This window comes from Acaryochloris marina MBIC11017 (assembly GCF_000018105.1).
GTDB classification, from domain to species: domain Bacteria; phylum Cyanobacteriota; class Cyanobacteriia; order Thermosynechococcales; family Thermosynechococcaceae; genus Acaryochloris; species Acaryochloris marina.
Genome location: NC_009928.1, coordinates 234,622 through 257,135, shown reverse-complemented (window position 1 = coordinate 257,135; position 22,514 = coordinate 234,622). Strand labels below are relative to the sequence as shown.

Annotated in this window: 21 protein-coding genes; 4 read left to right on the top strand and 17 right to left on the bottom strand. The window is 46.1% G+C overall.

Annotated features, from left to right (window positions below):
* Positions 1–108: 108 nt before the first annotated feature.
* The 4 genes from AM1_RS33410 to AM1_RS33390 form a co-directional block, all read right to left on the bottom strand.
* Entirely contained in the window at positions 109–2,940 is a 2,832-nt protein-coding gene (locus AM1_RS33410; protein WP_012167609.1) for a calcium-binding protein, read from the bottom strand.
* 434 nt (positions 2,941–3,374) lie between these two features.
* Positions 3,375–6,119 (bottom strand): hybrid sensor histidine kinase/response regulator, encoded by a 2,745-nt coding sequence (locus tag AM1_RS33405; protein ID WP_012167608.1) that lies wholly within the window; start codon positions 6,117–6,119, stop codon positions 3,375–3,377.
* Positions 6,120–6,209: 90 nt separating this feature from the next.
* Complete coding sequence (locus AM1_RS38065; protein ID WP_049783889.1) at positions 6,210–7,925, bottom strand: response regulator; 1,716 nt, start codon at positions 7,923–7,925, stop codon at positions 6,210–6,212.
* Between the two features lie 1,252 nt (positions 7,926–9,177).
* Positions 9,178–9,501, bottom strand: coding sequence for an STAS domain-containing protein (locus tag AM1_RS33390; RefSeq protein ID WP_012167605.1), 324 nt, complete (start codon positions 9,499–9,501; stop codon positions 9,178–9,180).
* A gap of 833 nt (positions 9,502–10,334) precedes the next feature.
* Here AM1_RS33390 and AM1_RS33385 point away from each other — a divergent pair.
* Positions 10,335–10,772 (top strand): DUF4347 domain-containing protein, encoded by a 438-nt coding sequence (locus AM1_RS33385; protein ID WP_012167603.1) that lies wholly within the window; start codon positions 10,335–10,337, stop codon positions 10,770–10,772.
* Here the strand turns inward: AM1_RS33385 and AM1_RS39310 are convergent.
* The 9 genes from AM1_RS39310 to AM1_RS33345 form a co-directional block, all read right to left on the bottom strand.
* On the bottom strand, positions 10,743–10,961 hold the full coding sequence (locus AM1_RS39310; protein WP_238549365.1) for an HU family DNA-binding protein: 219 nt from the start codon (positions 10,959–10,961) through the stop codon (positions 10,743–10,745). The genes AM1_RS33385 and AM1_RS39310 overlap by 30 nt on opposite strands.
* A gap of 167 nt (positions 10,962–11,128) precedes the next feature.
* The gene (locus AM1_RS33380) at positions 11,129–11,611 is read right to left on the bottom strand and encodes a hypothetical protein (protein WP_012167601.1); all 483 of its coding nucleotides are present in this window, start codon (positions 11,609–11,611) and stop codon (positions 11,129–11,131) included.
* Between the two features lie 72 nt (positions 11,612–11,683).
* The gene (locus AM1_RS33375; RefSeq protein ID WP_041661336.1) at positions 11,684–12,082 is read right to left on the bottom strand and encodes a DUF4259 domain-containing protein; all 399 of its coding nucleotides are present in this window, start codon (positions 12,080–12,082) and stop codon (positions 11,684–11,686) included.
* A 431-nt stretch (positions 12,083–12,513) separates the two neighbouring features.
* Entirely contained in the window at positions 12,514–13,335 is an 822-nt protein-coding gene (locus AM1_RS33370) for a sigma-70 family RNA polymerase sigma factor (protein ID WP_012167598.1), read from the bottom strand.
* Positions 13,336–13,521: 186 nt separating this feature from the next.
* Positions 13,522–13,797, bottom strand: coding sequence for an HU family DNA-binding protein (locus AM1_RS33365; RefSeq protein ID WP_012167596.1), 276 nt, complete (start codon positions 13,795–13,797; stop codon positions 13,522–13,524).
* Between the two features lie 206 nt (positions 13,798–14,003).
* Positions 14,004–14,381 carry an AbrB family transcriptional regulator gene (locus AM1_RS33360; protein WP_012167595.1) on the bottom strand — a complete coding sequence of 126 codons (378 nt, stop codon included), beginning with the start codon at positions 14,379–14,381 and terminating at the stop codon, positions 14,004–14,006.
* A 174-nt stretch (positions 14,382–14,555) separates the two neighbouring features.
* Complete coding sequence (locus AM1_RS33355) at positions 14,556–14,798, bottom strand: hypothetical protein (protein WP_012167594.1); 243 nt, start codon at positions 14,796–14,798, stop codon at positions 14,556–14,558.
* A gap of 46 nt (positions 14,799–14,844) precedes the next feature.
* The gene (locus tag AM1_RS33350; protein ID WP_012167593.1) at positions 14,845–15,273 is read right to left on the bottom strand and encodes a hypothetical protein; all 429 of its coding nucleotides are present in this window, start codon (positions 15,271–15,273) and stop codon (positions 14,845–14,847) included.
* 84 nt (positions 15,274–15,357) lie between these two features.
* The gene (locus AM1_RS33345; RefSeq protein ID WP_012167592.1) at positions 15,358–15,756 is read right to left on the bottom strand and encodes a DUF4259 domain-containing protein; all 399 of its coding nucleotides are present in this window, start codon (positions 15,754–15,756) and stop codon (positions 15,358–15,360) included.
* A 237-nt stretch (positions 15,757–15,993) separates the two neighbouring features.
* On the opposite strand from AM1_RS33345, the gene AM1_RS33340 reads away from it, so the two are divergent.
* Positions 15,994–16,341: a hypothetical protein gene (locus AM1_RS33340; protein WP_041661335.1), complete on the top strand. Its 348-nt coding sequence runs from the start codon at positions 15,994–15,996 to the stop codon at positions 16,339–16,341.
* Positions 16,342–16,536: 195 nt separating this feature from the next.
* Here AM1_RS33340 and AM1_RS33335 read toward each other — a convergent pair whose 3' ends face one another.
* Positions 16,537–17,028 (bottom strand): hypothetical protein, encoded by a 492-nt coding sequence (locus AM1_RS33335; RefSeq protein ID WP_012167590.1) that lies wholly within the window; start codon positions 17,026–17,028, stop codon positions 16,537–16,539.
* Positions 17,029–17,206: 178 nt separating this feature from the next.
* Positions 17,207–17,443 carry a hypothetical protein gene (locus AM1_RS41695; RefSeq protein ID WP_148216068.1) on the bottom strand — a complete coding sequence of 79 codons (237 nt, stop codon included), beginning with the start codon at positions 17,441–17,443 and terminating at the stop codon, positions 17,207–17,209.
* 538 nt (positions 17,444–17,981) lie between these two features.
* Here AM1_RS41695 and AM1_RS33330 point away from each other — a divergent pair.
* Both AM1_RS33330 and AM1_RS33325 read left to right on the top strand, forming a co-directional pair.
* Positions 17,982–18,488 carry a DinB family protein gene (locus AM1_RS33330; protein WP_012167587.1) on the top strand — a complete coding sequence of 169 codons (507 nt, stop codon included), beginning with the start codon at positions 17,982–17,984 and terminating at the stop codon, positions 18,486–18,488.
* A gap of 1,815 nt (positions 18,489–20,303) precedes the next feature.
* Positions 20,304–21,011, top strand: coding sequence for a pentapeptide repeat-containing protein (locus AM1_RS33325; protein ID WP_012167583.1), 708 nt, complete (start codon positions 20,304–20,306; stop codon positions 21,009–21,011).
* Positions 21,012–21,191: 180 nt separating this feature from the next.
* Here AM1_RS33325 and AM1_RS33320 read toward each other — a convergent pair whose 3' ends face one another.
* Both AM1_RS33320 and AM1_RS33315 read right to left on the bottom strand, forming a co-directional pair.
* Positions 21,192–21,998, bottom strand: coding sequence for a sigma-70 family RNA polymerase sigma factor (locus AM1_RS33320; protein WP_012167582.1), 807 nt, complete (start codon positions 21,996–21,998; stop codon positions 21,192–21,194).
* 180 nt (positions 21,999–22,178) lie between these two features.
* Positions 22,179–22,454 (bottom strand): HU family DNA-binding protein, encoded by a 276-nt coding sequence (locus tag AM1_RS33315; RefSeq protein ID WP_012167581.1) that lies wholly within the window; start codon positions 22,452–22,454, stop codon positions 22,179–22,181.
* Positions 22,455–22,514: the final 60 nt, after the last annotated feature.

The window sequence follows — 22,514 nt, the reverse complement described above, 5'->3', positions numbered from 1 at the left end:
CGCTCTTTTTATACAGTCATTGCTAGGGAATGAACATTCAAGTAATTAGTGGGTACTGCCTGGTTTATTGCGTTTCCAATGCGGTGGTCAACACCCACCCCCTTGGGATTAGACCAAGTTAACATGTTCGTCGGTGACGAAAGTATTCACATCCACACCGGTAAGCTGTGCAATTTTTCTGTTGTTCACTCGTAAGAAACTGTCATTGCCAAGCTGAACTAAATGGTGATCGTTAATCCCGATACCGAAGACAGAAGCATCAATCTGAATGTGATCGAATTCATCCACACTGAAGTCTTGGATAACATCGATGCCTGATCTCTTGTTGAGGCCTGATACCGTGTTGTTGATGACGAAGGTGTCCGCACCACTGCCGCCATAGAGACGGTCAATGCCCTTTCCCCCGTCGAGTAAATCATCCCCACGACCACCCAGTAAAAGGTCTTTGTGCGTGCCGCCTAGCAGAGTGTCATTTCCAGCACCACCACTGAGAAGGTCGTCACCCGATCCTCCCGTGAGCCTATCATTGCCGTCACCTGTTGCCAGCAAATCATCGCCGAGGCCAAGTGGTGTGTTGATGTGTGAGCTAGTGGTGAATTCGACACGACCCAGCACTCGATGAACGTTAGAGCTATCGACGTTTTCGATAGTCGCAATTCCTACGTTGCCTAACTGAAGCTTAAGGCCCGTAGCGGAGAGCATTCCATTCAAGTTCCGGGCTTTCGCATGACTAGTACCTAGGCTCTTATTGTCAATCAAGAGCACATCATTTTCTGCAAGGCTAAAGCCTCTGATCGTGTCGATGCCACCTTCAGTGGTATCTAACACAAAAGTATCTGCACCAGCATCGACGATTAGAGTATCGTTACCAGCAACAACATCGCCGATTAGAGTATCGCTACCAGCACCACCAATGAGGGTATCATTTCCGCCGCCACCCTCTAGGGTATCCTCACCCTCACCACCAATGAGAGTATCATTTCCGGCGCCACCCTCTAGGGTGTCATTTCCGTCACCACCATTGAATATGTTGTTCCACTTATCTCCTTTAATACTGTCATCCCATTTGGAACCAATAATGCCCTCAATACTGAATAGCTTGTCAGCCTGATCTGGGTCCAGAGGATCTGCATAAACATCCCAAGCCCAAGAAAAAATTGCTTTTTCACTTTCAGGGTCTAAGTAGGCATAGTCTTCTTTATTTCCTTCAAGCGAGTCTGCAAGATTAACTGTGATGCCATTAGAATCGTTATCGTCAAATCTATCGTCAGCATAAGACACAATATCAGTACCGTCACCACCAAAGTAATAATCGGCACCAGCACCACCAGCTAAAATGTCATCCCCGTTGAAACCGTATAGCTTATTGATCTCATTATGCTGAGGTTCTTTATTGGAAGCTGTGGGATAGGCTACGAGAACGTCATTATAGTCAGTTCCCCAGAGATCATCGTCCTTACCTGAAGTAAGAATATTAGCTCCTGCATAAGCGCCAATAACCATGTAGTTAGCATCTAGCTCAGATACAGTGGTTTTGATTTCGGTAAGACTGCCATCAGCATTTTTAAAGTTTTCTGTTGTTGTACCTAACTTAATGGTGGGACTAGAGTCATTGGCATCATATGTACCAAGATAGAGTGAGCTGTCTAGAACAGATTCCCAAACGCTCTCCAACTCATCACGGTTGTTGATATTCAGAGCAACTTCGTCGTTGTTGTAAAGTTTATAGAGTTCTTCAAGCTTGATTTCGGCAAAAACTCGCCCGCTGTCTTTGTAGTAGAGTTCTAGCGTACGCAAATTATCATCTGTGATAGTACGCCCAACATTAGACAGTTCAGCACTTATAGGAATAACAATGACATCTTCTCTAGGATTAAAATCAGTGATTTGGATATAATTTCCTGTTGCTATGTTGCCAGGTACTGATTCCACTGTGGTTGTTTCAACATTTTTGCTTTCAGCACCCTTAAAAATATCAATAACAGCACCAACAACACCTTTGGTAACTTTCGAGGCGACACCTAAACCAGTACCATCAATGACAGCACCCATTACATCAGTAGTGGCACCTAAACCTGTCCCCTTCCAGTCATAGGGTGTGGTGGTGGTGGTAGTAGTAGTAGTCATTGTCGTGCCACCAATGACGAAGGTGTCAGCACCTGTTCCACCAATTACATAGTCACCCTTATTGTTACCCTCAATTGGAACATCCAGAAAAATCGTGTCATCACCATCACCAGCGTCTATTTCATCGTATCCGTCTCCACCAACCAGAATGTCATTTCCTATTCCGCCAAAGAGTTGATCTTCTCCATCTCCACCCCATAGTTTGTCATTATCTTCATTGCCTGAGAGAAAATCATCGCCTCCGCCACCATCTAGCGTATCGTTGCCAGTCCCTCCATACAGGAGGTTCTGGAACGCGTTACCTTTCAAAATGTCATTTCCAGCTTCACCATGAAATTGATTAATACTACTTGGATCACCGTTTAAATAACTCTTTACGCTGTCGCTATAACCTTGCAAATCATGAGCAATAATGGTGTCATTACCGCCACCACCGTATATGTTTTGTGAAACAGGTTTCAATGTTTCGTCAAGGTATTCACCCCAACCCCCCAAGTATCTATAGTCTTGGGTTTCGTAAATAACGTCTCTTGAATCAGTACCAAAGAGGGTTTTATACTGATAGTAGTCCTGTTTCTGATTAGTCCACTTCTTATTAAATCTGGTGAGTTCTAGCGAACCACCGTGCTTGCCATCATGATTAGGTGCAGTAGCAAACTGGTAAGAATTGCGAACGGTTAAGTCAAATCGATAATGTTTCAATCCCTTCCAATGATCGAGGCGATTCGATAGGAACTGAATGGGAGAATCATCAGTAATACGAGAGATTCCAGTTAGGTCGGGGTCGATGTCATATCTTGCTTCAATAGTCATTGTCCTTGCTCCTTTTTGTGGGTAAGTTGAGCTTCTTGCTCTTGATACCAACCAGTATTTAGATCGGCACCTCAGATTTGTTGAGACTGGCTGTGGGATTTAATGTCCCGTGCTGTTGAACCCACTATCGTCAACTTTTCAATAAGGCGAAATACCGAAAAAGTTAGATTTAGTGATGCAAAAAGCCAGGTTCGAAAGACTTTCTTTCTTCTTGTGATCTAGTCTTTTTCTAGACGTGATTCAAATCACAAATCAGCATTATCCAGTTGGTTTCCCCATCAAAAATGGATTTAAAACCTAATTAGTTGAAGCGAAATTAACGGGTTTTGTTTACGAGGCGTTACACAGCCGACCCACCTTACTTTTTCTAACTTCATTACTTCAGTGACGGAGTTAGAAAAAGTAAGATTTTGTCAACTTGTACCGCAGATCCCTTATCCCGACGCTTCATCATCGACATACTGCGCCAGCATCCCCTTAATCTCATCCGTCTTCAGCTTCTTCGCCAACGCTAGCAGCGGCCTTACAAACCCCTCATACTCTGGGTTCGTCGCCATCAGCTGCTCCAACTGTCGGCGAACCATGCGAAAGTCCCCCGCATCCGCCGCGTCATACATTGATCGCAACCGCTCTCGGGACGGCAGGGTAATTGCCGCTGCGGGTGCAGAGGTAATGTCCTGAGGGGCCTCATTCCCCACATATTGCCACTCCAACCCTAGCTCACGCGCCAAAAGCTCAAACAGCTTGGCCGCATCAACGGGCTTTGGCAGCAGCGCATCTGCCCCTGCGGCCATCGCCAGTTCCTGTTCCTGCTTAGAAACATAGGCCGAAGACACAAGCATTTTGGGGGGGCGTATGGGCAACTGTTGTACCTGCCGGAGCAACTCAAACCCATCCATCACGGGCATAGCCAAATCAGTAATCATGAGATGAAAGGGCTGCTGTTGGAGCACAGCCAGGGCCTGCTGCCCCTCCTCCGCTTCCACGATTTCAAAGCCAATGGGCTGCAAGAGACTGACCAAAACACTGCGGTTGTCCCAGCGGTCATCCACCACCAACACACGCCGCCGTTCACCGGCATAGCCAATAATAGCGTGGTTCTGTAGGGTACTGGGAGATAGCTCCCATTCGGTAGCCAATGGCACTTCGAGTTCAAAGCTAAATTGGCTGCCTTGTCCCACTGCGCTTTGCACTTCAATCTGTGAGCCCATCAATTGCACAAGTCGGCGGCTGATAGCGAGGCCGAGCCCGGTGCCTTCAGCTTGCTTTTGGCGATCGCCCACTTGCACAAAGGCATTAAATAGCTGATCCAGATGGGCTGGGGCAATGCCCACGCCGGTATCGGTTACCCCAAAACGCAGTCGCCGATAATCGGATCGGGTTACCTCAGCGACCGACACCTGCAAGGTCACGGTGCCCTGCTGGGTGAATTTAATGGCATTGCTCAACAGGTTGAACAGCACCTGTCGCAGCCGTTGTTCATCCAGTTCCACCCCCTCGGGCAACCCTGGGTCAACGGCATAGACAAACTCCAGTCCCTTTTGGGCGGCCCGCACCCGGCAGGCTTCGGCAACCCCCTGTAAGCAGGAGGTCAGATGGACGGGTTTGGGCATCAGGTCGAGTTTGCCCGCTTCAATCTTAGACAGGTCCAAAATGTCGTTAATCATGCCCAACAAATGGGTGCCACACTTATGAATGATGTGGACTTGCTGCTGCGCTTTATCAGAGATAGTGGGCGATCGCTCCAACACCTGGGCATAGCCCAAAATGCCATTGAGGGGGGTGCGCAGTTCGTGGCTCATATTGGCAATAAACAGACTTTTGGCCTGGTTCGCCACTTCGGCTTTTTCTTTGGCGACTTTCAGCTCGGCGGTTCGTTGTTGCACCCGTTGATCCAGCTTTGCATTGTTGTCTTCTAAGGCTTGAAACGATTCTTGCAATTGTCTCGCCATGCTGTTGAAAGCGCTGCCGAGACTAGAGAGTTCATGGATGCCTTTAACCTCAATGGCTTGGTCCAGTTGCCCAGCCGCCAAGCTGTTGGAGGCGATTTGTAAGCGTAAAATCGGTTGCAAAATCCAACGAGAGGTAAGGATGCCCAAAAAGGTAGCAATGCCCAATGCCCCCAGGCAAAGGGCCAGGGTCGTGCGAATGTTGGCGTAGATTTGGGCCATAAAATCCGATTCAGGGATGACAATGGCAATCAGCCAATCTAAACCTAAATTGTCACGATAAGATTCAACCTTTAAGAAATATTGGCGACCCTCAATTTTATAGCGATCTTGAGTGAGGGAGTTGATATTCTCTAAGCTGCCAAAGCGATCGAAGAGATATTGAGTCGTTTGGCGCATCAGAGTATTTTGACTATCTATAGCATTCAATCGCGCAACTGTTTGACTGTCGAGATCGATCCCATGGGGTTTTTCTCCAGTGGAGGTGGCGACGACTGCGCCAGAGCGTTCGAGGATAAATGCCTCGCCAGATTCAGCAATTTTAAGTGTGGCAAGATAATCACTGATATTCGACAATGAAAAGCTGGTTCCCACCACCCCTTCGAATTGTTGCGATGGACCATAAACCGGGGTTGCAAAATCGACGCTCATCGTATCCCCTTGAACCCAAATAAAAATCGGGGTCCATGTCGCTTTACCAGCCTGCTTGGGGGCCGTGTACCAAGGACGAGAGCGTGGCTTGAACTCTTTTTCCAGAACTTCTATGAGTTCATCGGTAACACTGCCCTTGGGATCGACTAAATAATAACGGAGGAACTGATCCTCTAAAGAGAAGAGCTCCATCACCAGCCCTTCTTCCTGAGAAATGATGTGCCTGTATTGCAAATCTTCGGTGGCAACATAAACGCCTTTAACGTTGTCGTATAGATTAATATGTCGCCAAAGATAAAGCTCCCAATCTCGATTGATTTGGTTGATATCCAGTTCTCGGGTTTGGATGGCTAGTGACAAATTGTCAGCCACAAGGCTCGGCGTGCGTAAATATGTATCGAGGCGTTCGGTAATGCGATCGCTAATCTCATTTTGGAGCTGATTCACCACATCTTCTACCGCTCGCTGCCCGCTACGGTATGAAAAATAACCGACCACTCCCACGGCAGCAAAAATTTGCACAACGAATGGAATGATGAGAACCCAACGGAGGGAAAGCGAAGGTGTTTTGGGGTTCATCTGATGATTCCTTCATGCTAAATTTGCCATCGGTTTTGTCAGTTTGAGATCCCTGGCTGAGTGGCGTTGCATCGTCATCTCGTTAAATTTTTAGTGCCAAATTTGCAGTTGATGCTTCATCCGAGCCATTAATTCAACGATCTGAATCGGCTTATTAATGTAATCACTGCCCCCCACAGAAAATGCCTTCACCTTATCCCAGGTTTCATCCAGGGCGCTGACAAAAATCACCGGAATTAGTTTGGTTTTAGCGTTTGCTTTCAGTTGTTGACACACATCGTAGCCTTGCATATCGGGCATATTGATATCCAGCAGAATCAGATCCGGTAGCACCATGCCGGCCACCCTTAACGCCTCCGAACCACTATCCGCCTGCCAGATTTCATACCCATCATGCTCTAATACATCCGTCAGCAGGGCTAAATTCTTAGGTTCATCATCCACCATCAGAATGACGGCTTTGGCGGAAGATGGCGTCGGTTGAGGAGAATCAGTTGGCGCTTGATCCGCCTTCAGCATTTGGTCTTGGATCTGGCGAATTTCCAGTTGATTCTCAATGCGAACAATCACCTCTAGGGTGTTAAAGGGTTTGGTGATGTAGTCACTGCCTCCCACAGAAAATGCCTTCACCTTATCCCAGGTTTCATCCAGGGCGCTGACAAAAATCACCGGAATTAGTTTGGTTTTAGCGTTTGCTTTCAGTTGTTGACACACATCGTAGCCTTGCATATCGGGCATATTGATATCCAGCAGAATCAGATCCGGTAGCACCATGCCGGCCACCCTTAACGCCTCCGCACCACTATCCGCCTGCCAGATTTCATACCCTTCCTGCTCTAATACATCCGTCAGCAGGGCTAAGTTCTTGGGTTCATCATCCGCCATTAGAATGACGGCTTTGGCGGAAGATGGCTTCGATTGAGGAGAATCAGTTGGCGCTTGATCCGCCTTCAGCATTTGGTCTTGGATCTGGCGAATTTTCAGTTGATCCTCAATGCGAACAATCACCTCTAGGGTGTTAAAGGGTTTGGTAATGTAGTCACTGCCACCGACGGAAAACCCTTTCACCTTATCCCAGGTTTCATCCAGGGCGCTGACAAAAATAATGGGAATGGCGGTAGTCTGTGGGTCTGCCTTGAGCTGCTGGCAGACGGTATAACCATCCATATCAGGCATGTTGACATCCAGCAAAATCAAATCCGGCAGCACCTTCGCGGCCATTTGCAACCCCTCCGCCCCACTGCTGGCCTGCCAGACCTCATACTCATCCTGTTCCATAATGCTGGTGAGTAGGTTCATGATATTAGGCTGGTCATCCACCACCAGAATAACGGATGGTATAACCGTCGCCTTCTCCTTAACTTCGGCTTGATTAACGTCAGTCTTGTTACCGTTAGTCTCCTTAATTTCAGTCGCTTTAGCCGCCGTCACCACCGCCGTCACGTCCGTTGCTTTAGGGATAATTGGCTGTCGGTTTGGGAGCATCCCTGTCTCAACCACCAAGCGCCCATCCTGCAGTAGTGATGGCTCATGCTTTAGCTGCTGTTGCAACATCGTTTGGACATTACCTTTGGTGACCTTTTTGCCACTGACTTTTGACAGCAATTTCCACAGTTCAGCGGCTATTGCTTTAATGTAGCCACTGGAGTAACCTGTCTCAGATGCCACCTGGTCATAGGTCTTGGCTTTTGCCCGGAGGGTTAATGCCTCCATCAGCACTAAACGTTGTATCTGACTCAGCACTGCGCCTGTATTGGATTCAATCAACTGATCGGCAAAATCAAGTAACGTTTGACAGTCAGACATTAGAAGGGTTTGGGTCGTAAATTAAACACCTCAATGGGGTCATCATATCTTTACGGGTAAATACGCAACGGGTAAATACGCAAAACTAATTAATGATTGGTAACCCCCCGACTTTGCCGGAGAAACTTGAAAAAGTTTGACCGTGCGTACAGAATTGCAACCCTCAGCGAGTGTCCAGACTTTAAACGTTTTAGCTCATGAGAGAGGCAGAACTCTAAAGTGAATGATCTAAACGGGATGAATAGCGAATATCTTTGCTGAGCGCCGAGGATATCCCAGATTTGGAGATCAGCGGTCCTCTTTACTGTCAGGGTCGGGAGATTAAAGAAGGAGTTGAAGCATGAAAACTAATCACGCCAAATCCTCCCTCCATCCACACTCCGCACAGTCCCAGTGACTCCTCGGTGGCGTTGTTTCCCTGATCGGCCTCTCACAGTTCGGGCACCGTCCCGTGAAAATCGGATGCCAGTCCAGCAGATCCATCTTCTGTTCTGTCGTCAGATGGATTGAGGGTGGGGCGATGGGAGTTCCGTTGTAGAAGGCTTGGGTGGGTTTCATGTCTGGATTATGGCAAGCATTAAGGCTAGTGTCTTCCCTTCCCCCAAATTTCCCCAAAGTTGATTGATAGATTAAAAATAAAAGATCAGCCAATATCCCAGGAGCCTGACGGTTCTAGGAGAGAGGCTGAGACTAGAATCCCTCTAGAGTGCGAGTCTTTAGAGGGATTCTGCTGCTAAGGATGAGCCGTACGTTCCCCAAGATTTCCTCAAATTTGATTGATAGATTCTGGGAAGCATTCCTTAAGACCTTGTTGATGTCCATGAATACAGGGTCGCCCCTTGAATCTCCTGAAGAGCTTTGAGGGGTTTCTTGCTGCTGGTGATGAGGTTTCGGAACCTTTCAGTCCTCTCATGGCAATCACATGAGCTTCTTAAGCTGACAAAAATGCCCTAAAACTACGCATTGGTTAATATGCTTGGGGGGTATGTCAGAGGACTGGCACTCTTGCTATTTATGGGTTCCCTACCGGCCTACTAAATCCCTGGAACGCAGTACAGGCCATCGGTATACAGGTTACCGTTAAGGTGAACCCGTAAATAGCTTTAGAGTGACCCTTTGAGGTTTGTTTTTCCACTAGATGATGGAGTGGATAAACGCCTCAACCTGGGGAGAGATGATCAGTTCACCCTCTGCATTGTGGCTGAAACCTTTTCCGAGAACAAAGCTTTGATTCATAAGAGCCTGGATGAGGTTAGCTGGAGGAAATACCATTTTTATGCATAAATTCTTGGCGATCTGCATAAATATCGAAAATATTGTCCATTTTGGTTAATTCAAAGATAATACGAACCTGATCATTCAGTGAGCATAACGAGAGGGTGCCATCTTCTCCTCGCACTGATTTAAGCGTAGCCACTAAGGAACCAATGGCGGAACTATTCATAAAGGTGACATCTCTAAGATCTATCAGAATCGTTGTCACACCATTAGCTAGGGCATCGTTAATCTCACTGCGTAATTGGTTGGCACTGATTCCGTCCATCAGGTCAGCAGGCTGAAAAACTTCATAGCTCATATGTTGAACCTCCTGGTTCAGTTTTGTTGAGGTTGAGTGAGGCGAGGGTAGAGATGACTCATCAATCAGCACACGGTTATTGTGTAGACAGAGTTCCCGATTCTAATAACAAGGAAACAGTGGAAGGACACCTTTAAGGAAGAACAAAGTAATATTTCCGTCCCCCCAACATTTCCACACATTTGATTGGTATCTTCCGAAAGGGCTTTTCTCAGAGTCCCCCTTGTTTATAAGGTGAAACTCTTAACGGTATACCCCCTGGAGTCCCCCGTACTTTGAGGGGGGTTTTCTCTCTTGGGCCATTCCGAGGGGGTATCGTTTACAAGAAAAAACTGACAGTGTGTGGTGGTGCCTGTCAGTTTTCATACTCGCATTACGAGAACGAAGCGCATCGTTCACTCTGCTACTGAGTCTACCAGCCTTTAATTTTCTTTCCTCTCCGGTTATGAATAGAGATATTTGGCAATCTATTTGTTGATAATACTTCTTAATAACTTCAGCAAGAAGTTATACATAATACTCACCTCTGCAAACATGTTCTCAAATCATCGTGACTCACACTGAAAGAGTGAGGTTAATGAATCGACTATCTTTCCTGATCAGCCTTGCCCTTACAAGATTTATTAAATTTCTTCTCATTAACTTCTTTGTGTGTACACCTCCTGATAGCTTCAGGGGTTTTTTGTTGCAGAATCTAAACGAACCTGAGAAAAACTGAGGCTAAGGTGAGGCAATTTCTCTGACTCAGCCCATTATGCTGAAAACTGTGAGAGGTAATTTTGAATCTGCCGAACTCATGTATCTGGGGGACAATAAAACCTACCTTAGCCCCTATGACTACCAATTTAAGCACCGAACCAACTTTTCCAATTAACTTTTCCCAAAGTACTCCCTACCTCGTTGTAGTTGATACTGCCATTGATAATTACCAATATTTGCTAGCTAGCCCACTATTGGGTCGAGAGGTTCATATTCTCGATATTGAAACGGATGGGATTGCCCAAATCAAAACGCTCTTGAGTCAATTTGAAGGACTATCTTGTCTCCACCTGATTTGCAAAGGTGGACCTGATCATCTTGAATTAGGAACAACTCGTTTAGATGTAGATAACCTTTGGGATTATGCAGATGAGATTTGCCAATGGCAGGACTATTTGACAGAAGGTGCTGAAATATTCATCTACGGCTGTGAACTTGCCGCGAGTCGTCTTGGTCAGGCGTTTGTATCTTGGCTAGGTCTATTAATAGGTGCGACGGTTCGGACGGAATAGTGTGCAGAATTTGAGCGTCAAAGACTTAGCAAGAGAAATCTTCTCGCCAGAGCTGACGATCTCGATGATGGTTCCTGTAATTGCTGTGATGATAGTGTCAGCCTGCTTCATGGTGACTCCAATATTCCCAGCAATCACATCGACTAATTCGCTTTTGTTCATATAAATGGCCTGGAACGTTGCAGACACAATAGCTTAGAGCATCTTTAAGGATTGTAATTGAGCTAGAAAAACACAGCGGGTATGGGCACCCTAACGGTAATGAGATTCTCTGTAACAGTATTTGAGAACCTCCTCACTTGAACAGCTCCCCAGAATGACTATTTTGAGGAGCTTTTATTTCCATCACTAAGACATCACCATAAAACTGAAGGTCCAGGATTCTCAAGCTTCATGGCGGGTGCTTTCCAGATCAATTGAAATCGCTCCAATCCTTTTTGGCTGACATCGATTTCACCATCCGTCAGTATCAGTTCACCATTCGCAAAGGTTGAGCCTGCTGCACTGAGGATACCAATGAACTCATCGCGATCTGCAATAACAGGGACATATCGCTTCAAGCTGCCGTAAGAATATATCTGCGCAATTTGTTCCATGGTTCGAGGATAGTGATCACATAACACTCGAATGTAGAGAGAGAGCAGAGGCACTGGATCATTGATGCCAAACACGGCATTGCAGATACAAGCAGACGTGGTCAACATCCAGGTGGCAATTTTTTGGGGATCGGCTGTCCGTTCTCGTGCCATCTCCAAAAGGAGAGCCATCATATTATTCCTAAAGGGAACATCTAGACGAGTCTCTAAGTTTTTCCAGATGACTAAAGTATTCGGATCCATTTGAGCTTGAGGTTTTCACTTGCTTTATCCTTGGATACCCAAAATAGACTAATAATCTTCTAAAACCAATACTCAGTAAGGTAAACGGGATAGCAACTCTTCCATCGCTCCCTGCCATTCATCCAAACCACCTGAGTCTTTCCAAAGTCCCTTGAGTTCTGACTCAGCTAGAATCACCTCAAGTGCCTGTCGAGCCTGGGCAACCCTCGTCGCTGAGGGGGCAGGATGACCCTCCACCCATACCTCAATTTCTTCTGGGCAGTCCTCATGGGGGTTGCCCGACTGTGCAGCGACGACCTCGGCAGCGGCGATGGCGTTGAAGCATTCCGGGGCTTCCAGGTAGTCATCAGCTTGATCGATGACCGTATTCAGTGCATCAACAATCGGGCTATCGTCAGCGTAGCCTTTTAGCTCAGCCACCCAGTCCATTGCATCGTCGTTATCGAAACTGCCAACTCCTGATGCACCCATCGTCATACCCCCTGTTTGAGTTCAGGGATAATTTACCTTGAGGATAGAGGATAAGCCAAGGTAAGTGTCGGAGAGTCTGTTTTCTCCGTATCCCATGCTCCCACATCAATTACAGGCACAAGCTCCCTTCCAAGTCCTCTCATAGGAACTTCCTGGGTCTGGGCTGTCTTGGGGGTGAGACTTTGGGGTGTCTGGGGTTTTGGCTGTTGGTGGGGCGATGGGGATGCCGTTGTATATGGCTAGGGTGGGTTCCATTTCTTAATATTAGCTAGCACAGGTATCAAGGCATCCGCTGACCCCCAGCATTTCCCCAGGTTCGATTGATAGGTTATGAGTGGGGTTTTCAGAGAACCCTAATGATTCTGGTGTATGCCCCCTGGATCTGCTGATGAGCATTAGGGGGCTCTTTCTATCCTAGGTCCTGGCGAGGACTAGGCCGTCTTGATTTCTGTAGCTAGGTCACTGTTTTTCTGTAATTTCTTCATCGCTTTGTTGATAATTTGTCGAATCCGCTCCCGGCTGACGCCAAGCTGCTGACCAATATCTTGCATGGTCTTAGCTTCGCCATCTTCTAATCCATATCGCTGGACAATCACATAGCGTTGCCGTTCATCTAGGAGTGATAAATAACTCGATACCTCTTCACTCTGGTTCAGCAGTTCAAGATGGGTTGGTGTCGATTGTTCTGCTTCGATCAGTTCTCCTAGTGTGGTGTCTTGTTCCTTGCCAACCTGCATATCGAGAGAGAGAACATCTTGAAGATGATGCATGTTTTGCTTCAGTTTGTCGAGGTCAATCTCCATTGCCTCAGCAAGTTCAGCAAGTGTAGGCTCACGACCGAATTCTTGGGAGAGTTGTCGTTGAGTCTGTTTGATTTGGTTTCCTGTCTGCCAATGCCACACAGGGAGGCGAATCACACGACTGTTATTCTGTATCGAGCGGGTTATTCCCTGTCGAATCCACCAATAGGCATAGGTACTGAAGCGATACCCCTGCTCAGGCTCGAACTTCTCAACGGCTCGACTCAGCCCGATGCTGCCTTCTTGGATTAAGTCCATGAATGGCAAGCCCCGATTCTGATGCTTTTTAGCAATGGAGACGACCAGGCGCAGATTGCACTCGATCATCCGTTGTTTGGCCCGAAGGTTTCCAGCTTTAGCTTGTCTGGCAAGTTGGATTTCTTCTTCGTGGGATAGAAGGGGATAGCGTCCGATTTCTTTGAGATAAGCGCCAGTGCTGTCAGTTTGAATCATCCGCTTGATGCCTTGCAAACATCGTTGGTAGAGGAATACCCTGAAATGCCAGAGATGGGAATGGTCTTGTGTTATTTCTTAAGAAACTCAGAGGAAGTAATCGCACCTAATAAAGAGCTGGCAGAATCACAAGAAGATCTGCCAGCTAGATTGTAGAAAATAGAATGATAGATATGCTTCAGTCTATCAGGGTTTTACTTTTTCCTTGAAAAGCTTGCCAGCGCTGAAAACAGGTGCTTTGGAAGCTGGTGTAGTCATTTTCTCACCCGTCTTAGGATTACGTCCCTCTCTAGCTTTGCGGTCTCTAGCTTCAAAACTGCCGAAGCCAACGAGAGTAACTTTTTCACCAGAGCTAACAGCATCAACGATTGTCTCAATAGTAGCCGAAAGGGTAGTATCAGCTTGCTTCTTAGTGACGCCAGTATTTTCAGCAATTGCGTCAACGAGTTCGCCTTTATTCATGACAGTACCTTGAAAGGATTGCGAGTATTGTACTGCAAGGATTGTAATAGGGGGTATCTGGGAACCTGGGCAATATAACTGGGTCTGGGAATATCAATTGTTGGAAAGATACTCCTCTGTGTTTGCCATGTAGTGAGGTTACACAATCAATAAACTCCCCTGTACAAGACTATACAGGGGAGTTTATTGATTGACTGGATAAACTCTTAAGCAACCTTGGTCAAATGAATGTGCTTGCGACCTACTGAGATTTCAAATTCATCCCCAGGCTCAAGTTCTAGTGCTTGGGTATAAGTACGGCCCACCAAAATATTGCCATTGGTCTGCACACTAACTTTATAGCTTGCTCTTCGTCCTCCAACGCCGCTCCCATTGGAAGATTGGCTATCTAAATCAATTCCTTCTGCATCTAAAAGAGCATTGAGGAATGCGATAGTTTTAATTCGTTCAGAGCCACCTTTGTCATTAGAAACGTATCCGCAAGCTTTCGCTTTTTCTTCACGAGTGTAATCACTCAGTTGTTTTACTTTGGCTACTAAGTCTTTTCCTGTTAAGGGTTTAGCTTGCTTTTTCTTTCTCGGCATGAGTTAAAAAATCTCTCTAGCAGTATCATTATGACCACTAAATGATTGCATATAGTTTTAGGTTTATGGCTAGCGGATAACCGATCCAATTAGTCAGGATGGCATTGGATATCGAATTTTTACATAAGAAGTTTTAATTGAAATAAAATGAGTGATTATGTTAGCAACCTAGCTTTAAACCTTCGATAATTCCTTTGTTTTGACAGTAGACCCAGAATTTTGCCCTTGAGTAGCATCCTGTTTATAAAAGTCTAAGTCCAGAGCCGAACCAATGACTTGCCCGTTCGCAGATAGCTCATACCACTGATTTGTGAACAGATGTTGGGCAACAGTTGCATGAGACATCCCACACTGAGATATGCCTTCTGGTTTGTCTTTTAGGAGAATACCTCTGATGGGATCTGGAGTGCTGGGCATTAGGAATATCTCCCCAGTTCAATTATCTGGACTCATGCTAGCAACCCTACTCAGGCATCTTCAGGTTACCCATCAGCACATCCATAGCTAGCTCCATGTCGCTTTTACCCAGGATGCTATCGATGGTTTTACCTTTGATGTCATCTGCAATGTTCAGAATGCCCGTGAGCGCTTGGTCAATTTTATCCACCTGCTGCTCAAGCCTGTTGATATCCTTCAACTGTTGAGGTGTGGGGCTTTCCTGTTTCCAGCGAGAGAACTGCTCCCTATAAACCCACAAGAATTCATGCTGCTCAGAGTAAACGTCAATGACCCTTTGAATGGTGGCATCATCCATCGTATGAGGTTTCTTCTGGGCTTCCAGCATATTGCTGTGCTGGCTTTGCACCTCCTCCAACATGCCATCGACCATCGGAATACATTCGTGCATTACCCTGATCGGTTGCCATTGAGGGGACTCAGCTTGCTTTGTCATGGTGATGATTTAATCAGAGGATTGATGACAAATTATCAGATCCTGCGTTACATCAAACAGCTTGGGTCGTTAATTTTGTCCTCTTTAGTAAAGCAACCTGCCTAGTAAATCATTCACGGAAGTTTGCCATAGTTCAAAATCATCTGAATTCTTCCACAACTCTTTGAGGTCAGACTTTTCTGAAATGGCTTCGGCAACATATCTCGCTTGAGAAATCATTGTTGCGGGTGGGGCTGGCCGTCCTTCAACCCATGCCTCCACCTCCTCTGGGCAATCGTCTGAGGGTTCTCCCATCCATGCAGCCACAACCTCCAACGCTGCAATGGCAACCGCACAATCAGGGGCTTCTGGGGACTCGTCTGCTTGGTCGATGACGGTGTTTAGAGCATCAATGATCGGATTGTCGTCATCAGAATCGGCCAGTTCAGCCACCCAGTCTAGTGCGTCATCATTCTCGAAGCTGCCTGGTCCCCATATGCTCATCGCTTATCCCCTGGTGAGTTCCAGGGACAATTTACCGTGAGGACAGAGGATAAGCAAAGGGATGCCGTCTTGGATACAGTGAAATTGGGCCAAGAGTTCTCTCGGTAATGGTCAGTGATGTCATCAGCAATCTTGATGAAGCTGAATGGGTTGATATTCAGAAACCAAGAGAGACTCAATAATCAAGCAATGCCAATCATCAGGCTGCCAATATCCAGTAATTGAGGAGGCACGAACATGAAGAAACTCAGCGATTATGCAATTGGAGTCTTCTTGATAGTTATTGCTCCCCTTGTAATCGTGATTGCAGGATTCCTTTACATCGACTTTGTGCATGTTGGACCGCCCACTGTCGAACAGTTGCTGGTTAAATATCCTACGTGTGAACAGCGAGGAGAATTTGTAGCAACACACATCAAAGAAAGTCAGACAACACCAACGGCATTGATCAACAGACCATCCAGAGACCTGGATGGTCTGTTGCAGCGATATCGAGCTAAGGTCGAGAACATTCTTGAGGAACGAGATGAACGTATATTTGCCCATACTCTTTACAAGCTAGGTAGTGGCTGTTGGCACGATTGAACTTCGCGTTCAGTTGAGTCTGGGGATGGTTGAATCTAGAAAGGGTACATCCCCACTGCTTGCAGCGAATTACTGCGCTTACAATCCAAATCGACGGTTTAGGAGTGAAAGATCTTTGATACCTCGTCCGCTTGTGGAGAGGTGGTTAATTTGATCTTAGAGGTCTATGCTGTTCGCCTCTATGCGCCACCCTTACTATTGGCTTGTATACTCAGCGTTGCCCGAAAGGTTATTGCATTTCCTAGTGGGTGCTTGCCAAATCGATCTCAATCGCTGTAACCCCTTTGGGTTGATATGGATCTTGTCTTCTATCAGTTTCAATTCGCCGTTAGCAAAGGTCGAACCAGCTGCCCAGAGAATACTCGTAAAGTCGTCACGTTTAAGAGACGAGGGAGCGTATATCACCAGACCTTCATAGGATAATATTTCATATATTTTCTGCATGGTGGCTGGATACTGAGTATCTAGTGCTCGGATATAGAGTGAGAGCAAGGGCATGGGATTATTCGTCCCGAAAATGGCATAACAGATGTAGGTAGAAGTAGTCACCATCCAAGTCGCTATCTTATGCGGATCGGTGGTACGGTCACGAGCCATCTCCAAAACAAGATCGACCATATTCTTCCTGAAAGGAGTATTGAGACGAGTTTCTAAGTTTTTCCAGAGGGCTAGGTTAATTGGATCCATATAGGGTTAATCTTTTCTATTAATATTTGCAAGCCTCAATCTTGTTGTAGATCTTTCAGTAGATCATCAAGGACTGCAACATCTATCTCGTCAATCTCTAGCGAGCTATCATTTTCATCTATAGGAAGATTTTCTGTTTCTAACGGTGACATAATTGCTAACTGCTATATATATTTATCTATTTATTTCTCCATAGTAAATAAGCACTTTTGTATTCTGTATCCGAAACTTTACGGAAATACAAGTAATACGGGGTGATACGGGGTGCAACGCCAATACCACCACACCCAAACTCTCTCATACCCCCACCACCCGAACCCCCACCAGGAAAACTGCGGGCCTGCTGAAGTGCCAGAGGCAGACCCCAGATGTTCCTACGACAAGTCCAGGGATGGGCTGTGGTTGTTGCGGTCATGGTGGTATCGAGGCTGGAATTTTTCGCACATCCCCTCGCAAAGGTATATTCCAGGCTTTTGAAGTGGAGTTATGACCAAGTCAATTATGACCAAGAGTCTTTTCTAGTAAGAGTTTGAGTTATTCTCTAAGAATTAGTGTGAGTGCCCAACGCACCGTCTTGAAAAGTAGAGATGAGGAGACACAGGTAGGACATGAGAAAAGAAAACAGAGCATCGTTTCATATACCTACTGAGGCCATCCTCAGCACTCTATCAGCTGCTCAGAATGGCAGGTGCAGCATCATTCGAAGGTAGTAGCTTTTGGTATTTCATCGGAAGTCCTGTTGACGAAGCGTTAGGTGGCAAGAAAAGCCACAAACAATTGCCGCCCTTGTTTTGGGCCAGTGAATGCTGGATTCTAAATCGAAGCCAGAAAACATACTGAATATTGCAAAGCTCGATCAATGTGGGTGACAGGTCGGATGGTTACTAAGTGACAGGTCGGATGGTTACTAATAGGATTCATAAAGGTTGTCAATTTTCTGATCTGGAGTAGTGATGTCTGAACACAAATGCTTTCAGCTATTGGCTAAATATAATCAGTGGATGAATATCAAGCTCTTTGATGTGTGTTCGAGATTGTCCGAAGAGGAGCTTCGGCTAGATCGAAAAGCCTTTTTTGATTCTATTTACATGACGATTAACCACATTATGTACGGGGATTTAGCATTTTTATCTCGATTCACAGGCAATCCAGTGCAGGTTCCTGAGCTAGGTCAAGAGTTAGCTTCTTCATTTACGGATCTTAGGGTAGAGAGAGAAGCGTTGGATATTCGGATCATAGATTGGGTTTCAGCGCTAGATCCCATTTGGTTGGACGAAGAGCAAACATATCAAAGTAAGGTTGACGGCAAAATTCGCACAGTTCCCCGCTGGGCTTTGGTGATGCATATGTTCAATCATCAAACACACCACAGGGGGCAAGTGACTACTTTGCTCTCACAAATGGGGTTAGATATTGGGAGCACAGACATTCCATTCATGCCTCAGTTTGTTGCCGCTTAACAACCCTGGTGCAGCGTATTGGTAGAAGGGGGTGGTATGTTTGCGGAGGTTATTTGCAACCATTGACCAGAAACGTTAAAGACATGTCTTACAATCTCTTAGGATTTTCGAGAAAGCACTTCTGAGACATAATTTAAGACACACTTTTTGCAAGGTTTAAAAAGGTATACTTTTTGAGGTGATCTTTCAGCGCTCACACTAATTTCCCAAAATGGCTAAAACTCTTACGATAAAAGACTCATAGCCATAGTTTACTCGGTTATACCTACACTTCAAAAGCCTGGAATATACCTTTCCGAGGGGTTGTGCAAAAAAACCTGAATGTAATAGAGACCCATGGAGATGCTGTGCTGTAGGGGGTTCTTTCTGTTTTGGGCATTGAGACGGGTATCAGCTATAAAAAAACTGGCAGGGTTATGGGTGCCTGCCAGCCTAGCGTAGTAAATAGAGTGAACGTGTCGCGAACACTGCATTCACTGTATCAGCTTTAATTTTCTCTGGAGTATTGCTTACACTATGGACTGAAGCTGAAGTAGTAACAGATGAAGAATGGCAGCATTTGTATGAGAACTTTGAAAGGATTTGGAGTTTTGCGATTTGAAAACGCAAAACCTCATGTTGGAATCCCGGTGATTGATTACGGCGAGTTCTCAGTGTGATTGCGCTCTGACTCATCCCTCCATCCACACTCCGCACACTCCCAGTGACTCCTCGGTGGCGTAGTCTCCCGGATCGGCCTCTCACAGTTGGGGCATCGTCCCGCGAAGATCGGATGCCAGTCCAGCAGTTCCAGCTTCTGTTCTGTCGTCAGATGATTTGAGGGTGGGGCGATGGGAGTGCCGTTGTAGAAAGCTTCGGTGGGTAGCGATGAAACCTGCTATTAGCTTCAAACTATGCACATATTCTACTGATAGCATCTGAATAGAAATGGAAACACGGTTGAATCCCTCTAAGGCGCGTGTCTTTAGAGGGATTTTATTAATAGGATGAGATTTTAGAGCCCCCAACTATCCCCAAATTTGATTGGTAGAGTCTGGGAAGCATTCCTTAAGACCTTGTTGATGTCCATGAATACAGGGTCGCCCCTTGAATCTCCTGGAGAGCTTTGAGGGGTTTCTTGCTGCTGGTGATGAGGTTCCAGTGTCTCTGAGTCCTCTCATGGTCGGCATTTGGGCATCTTAAGTTGACAAAAACGCCCTGAAACTACACATTGGTTAACTCGCTTAGGGGGTATGTCGGAGGAGTGATACTCTTGCTATTTACGGGTTCCCTTCCGGCCTACTAAATCCCTGGAACGCAGTACAGGCAATCGTTATACAGGTTACCGTTAAGGTGAACCCGTAAATAGCTTTAGAGTGACCCTTTGAGATTTGTTTTTCCATTTGAGGGAGTGATAATCACTATCCTCAGATTTGCTTGATACATTCTGATAGGGGTTTCCTCAGAGTTCCCCTTATCTACGATATGAAACTTCTTAACGGTATACCCCCCTAGAGATACTGCGCTGTAGGGGTTCTTTCTGTTTTGGGCCTTGTAATGGTGTCGGCTATGAAAAACTGACAGTGTTATGGGCATCTGTCAGTTTAGTGTGGTGTGAGGATTGCAGTTTGCAAGCCTTGCTATCTAGTCTAACGAATTCCCCCAGCAGCTTAGATGAGTTGCCTCAAGTCATTCCAATGCCTGTTCTCTGGTGTTTCTGGGTTACTGGGAATATGGGGATTTCAAGCTCATGTTTGTTTTCCAGAATTTCCCGAAAGCATTGCTATCATGCATGGGATAAGAAAATTGACTTCAGAGCATTCTTGAGAACTAACGATGGCTAATCAGGAACAGATAGCCTTGCTGAGTCAGGGTGTTGAAGTTTGGAATGAGTGGAGAAAGGAAAATCTCAAGGTATCGATTAACCTCAGCAAGGCCAGCCTGACTGGGATGGATCTACATGGGGCTAACTTTGATAAAGCGATCATGATCGGGGCTAATCTCACGGGTGCTAATCTCAGTCAGGCCAGCCTTTGTGAAGTCAGCCTCTGGAAAGCCAATCTTCGTGGTGCCATTTTAAGTAAAGCGAACCTTAAAGACGCCAACCTCATTGAGGCTGACTTGTGTACGGCTAGTCTCTGGAAAGCCAATCTCTATAACGTCAACCTCTATAAAGCCGATCTCCGTGGTGCCAACCTTTGTAGAGCCTATCTTTACAAAGCCAATCTCAGTGAGACAGACCTCAGTCAGGCGAGCCTTTGTGAAGTCTACCTATGTGAAGCTAATCTCTATGAAGCGGATCTTTCTGGTGCGGATCTTGAAGGAGCTAATTTTGAGGGAGCAGACCTTCTCAACATCCGTTTTGATCTTGAAACGAATTGGTCATCAATTGGTAGTTGGGACAATGCTAGAGATATACCGCAGAAGTGGAAGGATGAGAGCAGCCAAAGAAGTGGAACTCAGCAAGGTTTTGATGGATCGATGGTTTCAGATGGCGGTTCTGATGTTGCTTTAGATCCAAGACTCTTGACTGACTCTTTGTGATTGTAGTTGTGTGCTGTCCATCCCTAAGATCATCTATGGGGTGGGGGATTTGGCTGCACAACTTGTGAGGCTTTGGTGCAAGCTCCCCCTCTAGATAGCTGCTCTTGTTCCCAGATAAGATTGAAGATCCGATGAATGTCCTGTGAATCACCACAGGGTACTTGGATGTCTAGGGGTTACCTAAGCAAATTGGGCATACTTTTTTAATTGCTGGAAAGCCTTTTTCTCGATTCTGCGAATACCCTCCCGACTCATGTCGAGTAACTTAGCAATCTCTACCAGCGTTTTAGGTTGACCATCTTCAAGGCCAAATCGTTGACCAATGATGAATTGTTGTCGCTCACTCAGGTGCCCCATGAGTTTGGACAATTCATCTTTATTCATCAGATTCTCAAAGTATTTTTGGGAAGAATGATCCTTGGCAACGAGTTCGCCTAATGTGTCTCCCTGGTTTTCACTCACGAATTTATCTAAAGAGATAACCTCTTGAGAGAGTTGGAGCTGTTCCTGTATGTGAGTTGGGTCAATATCCATTGCATAAGCGACTTCATCAAGGGATGGTTGACGCCCATATTCTTGGTTGAGCTGGAAGTAGGTACGTTTAATTTTGCTGTGGAGCTGATTGAGGTGAATCGGCAGTCGAATCATTTTGGTCTTATTGTGCAATGCTCGTGTGATTCCTTGCCAAATCCACCAGTAAGCATAGGTGCTGAACCGACAGCCTTGATTTAGGTCAAATTTCTCTACGGCTCGACTAAGCCCGATGTTTCCTTCCTGAATTAAGTCTAATAAAGGTAGACCCCGATTCTGGTGTTTCTTCGCAATGGAGACGACCAGGCGTAGGTTACACTCGATCATCCGTTGTTTGGCCCGTAGATTGCCCGCTTTTACTTGCCGAGCGAGGTTAATTTCTTCTTCAGGAGATAGGAGTGGATAGCGTCCTATCTCCTGAAGGTAGCTCTGAGTACTATCAGGAGTAGTAATCATTATCGATCCTCACAAACATCACCGTTACGAGGTCGTCCCCCCCAATGCTAGCAATTGAGTGATTATCTCGTTGATGCTCAGGAAAAAGATGTCAGCATAAGGAAGCTGGCAGAATCACCAGAGCATCCGCCAGCTTGGGTGTTGGAATGAGGTTAAGTCTTTAGCGATATTCTTAGTCTATCAGCCCTTAACCTTTTCCTTGAAGACCTTGCCCGCACTGAAAACGGGTGCTTTGGTCGCCGGGATTTTAAGCTTCTTTCCCGTCCTTGGATTGCGTCCATCTCTAGCTTTGCGGTCCCTAGCCTCAAAGCTGCCAAAGCCCACTAGAGAGTCCTTATCGCCAGAGCTAACGGTCTCCATGATGGTTTCTGTTAGTGCTGTGAGGATAGTGTCGGCCTGCTTCTTTGTGACCCCAGCGTTATCAGCAATCTCGTCTACTAACTCGCCTTTGTTCATGGTCTTGCCTCAAAGTGCTTATGAGCATTGTATAGCAGGGGTTGGAGGATTTATTTGGGA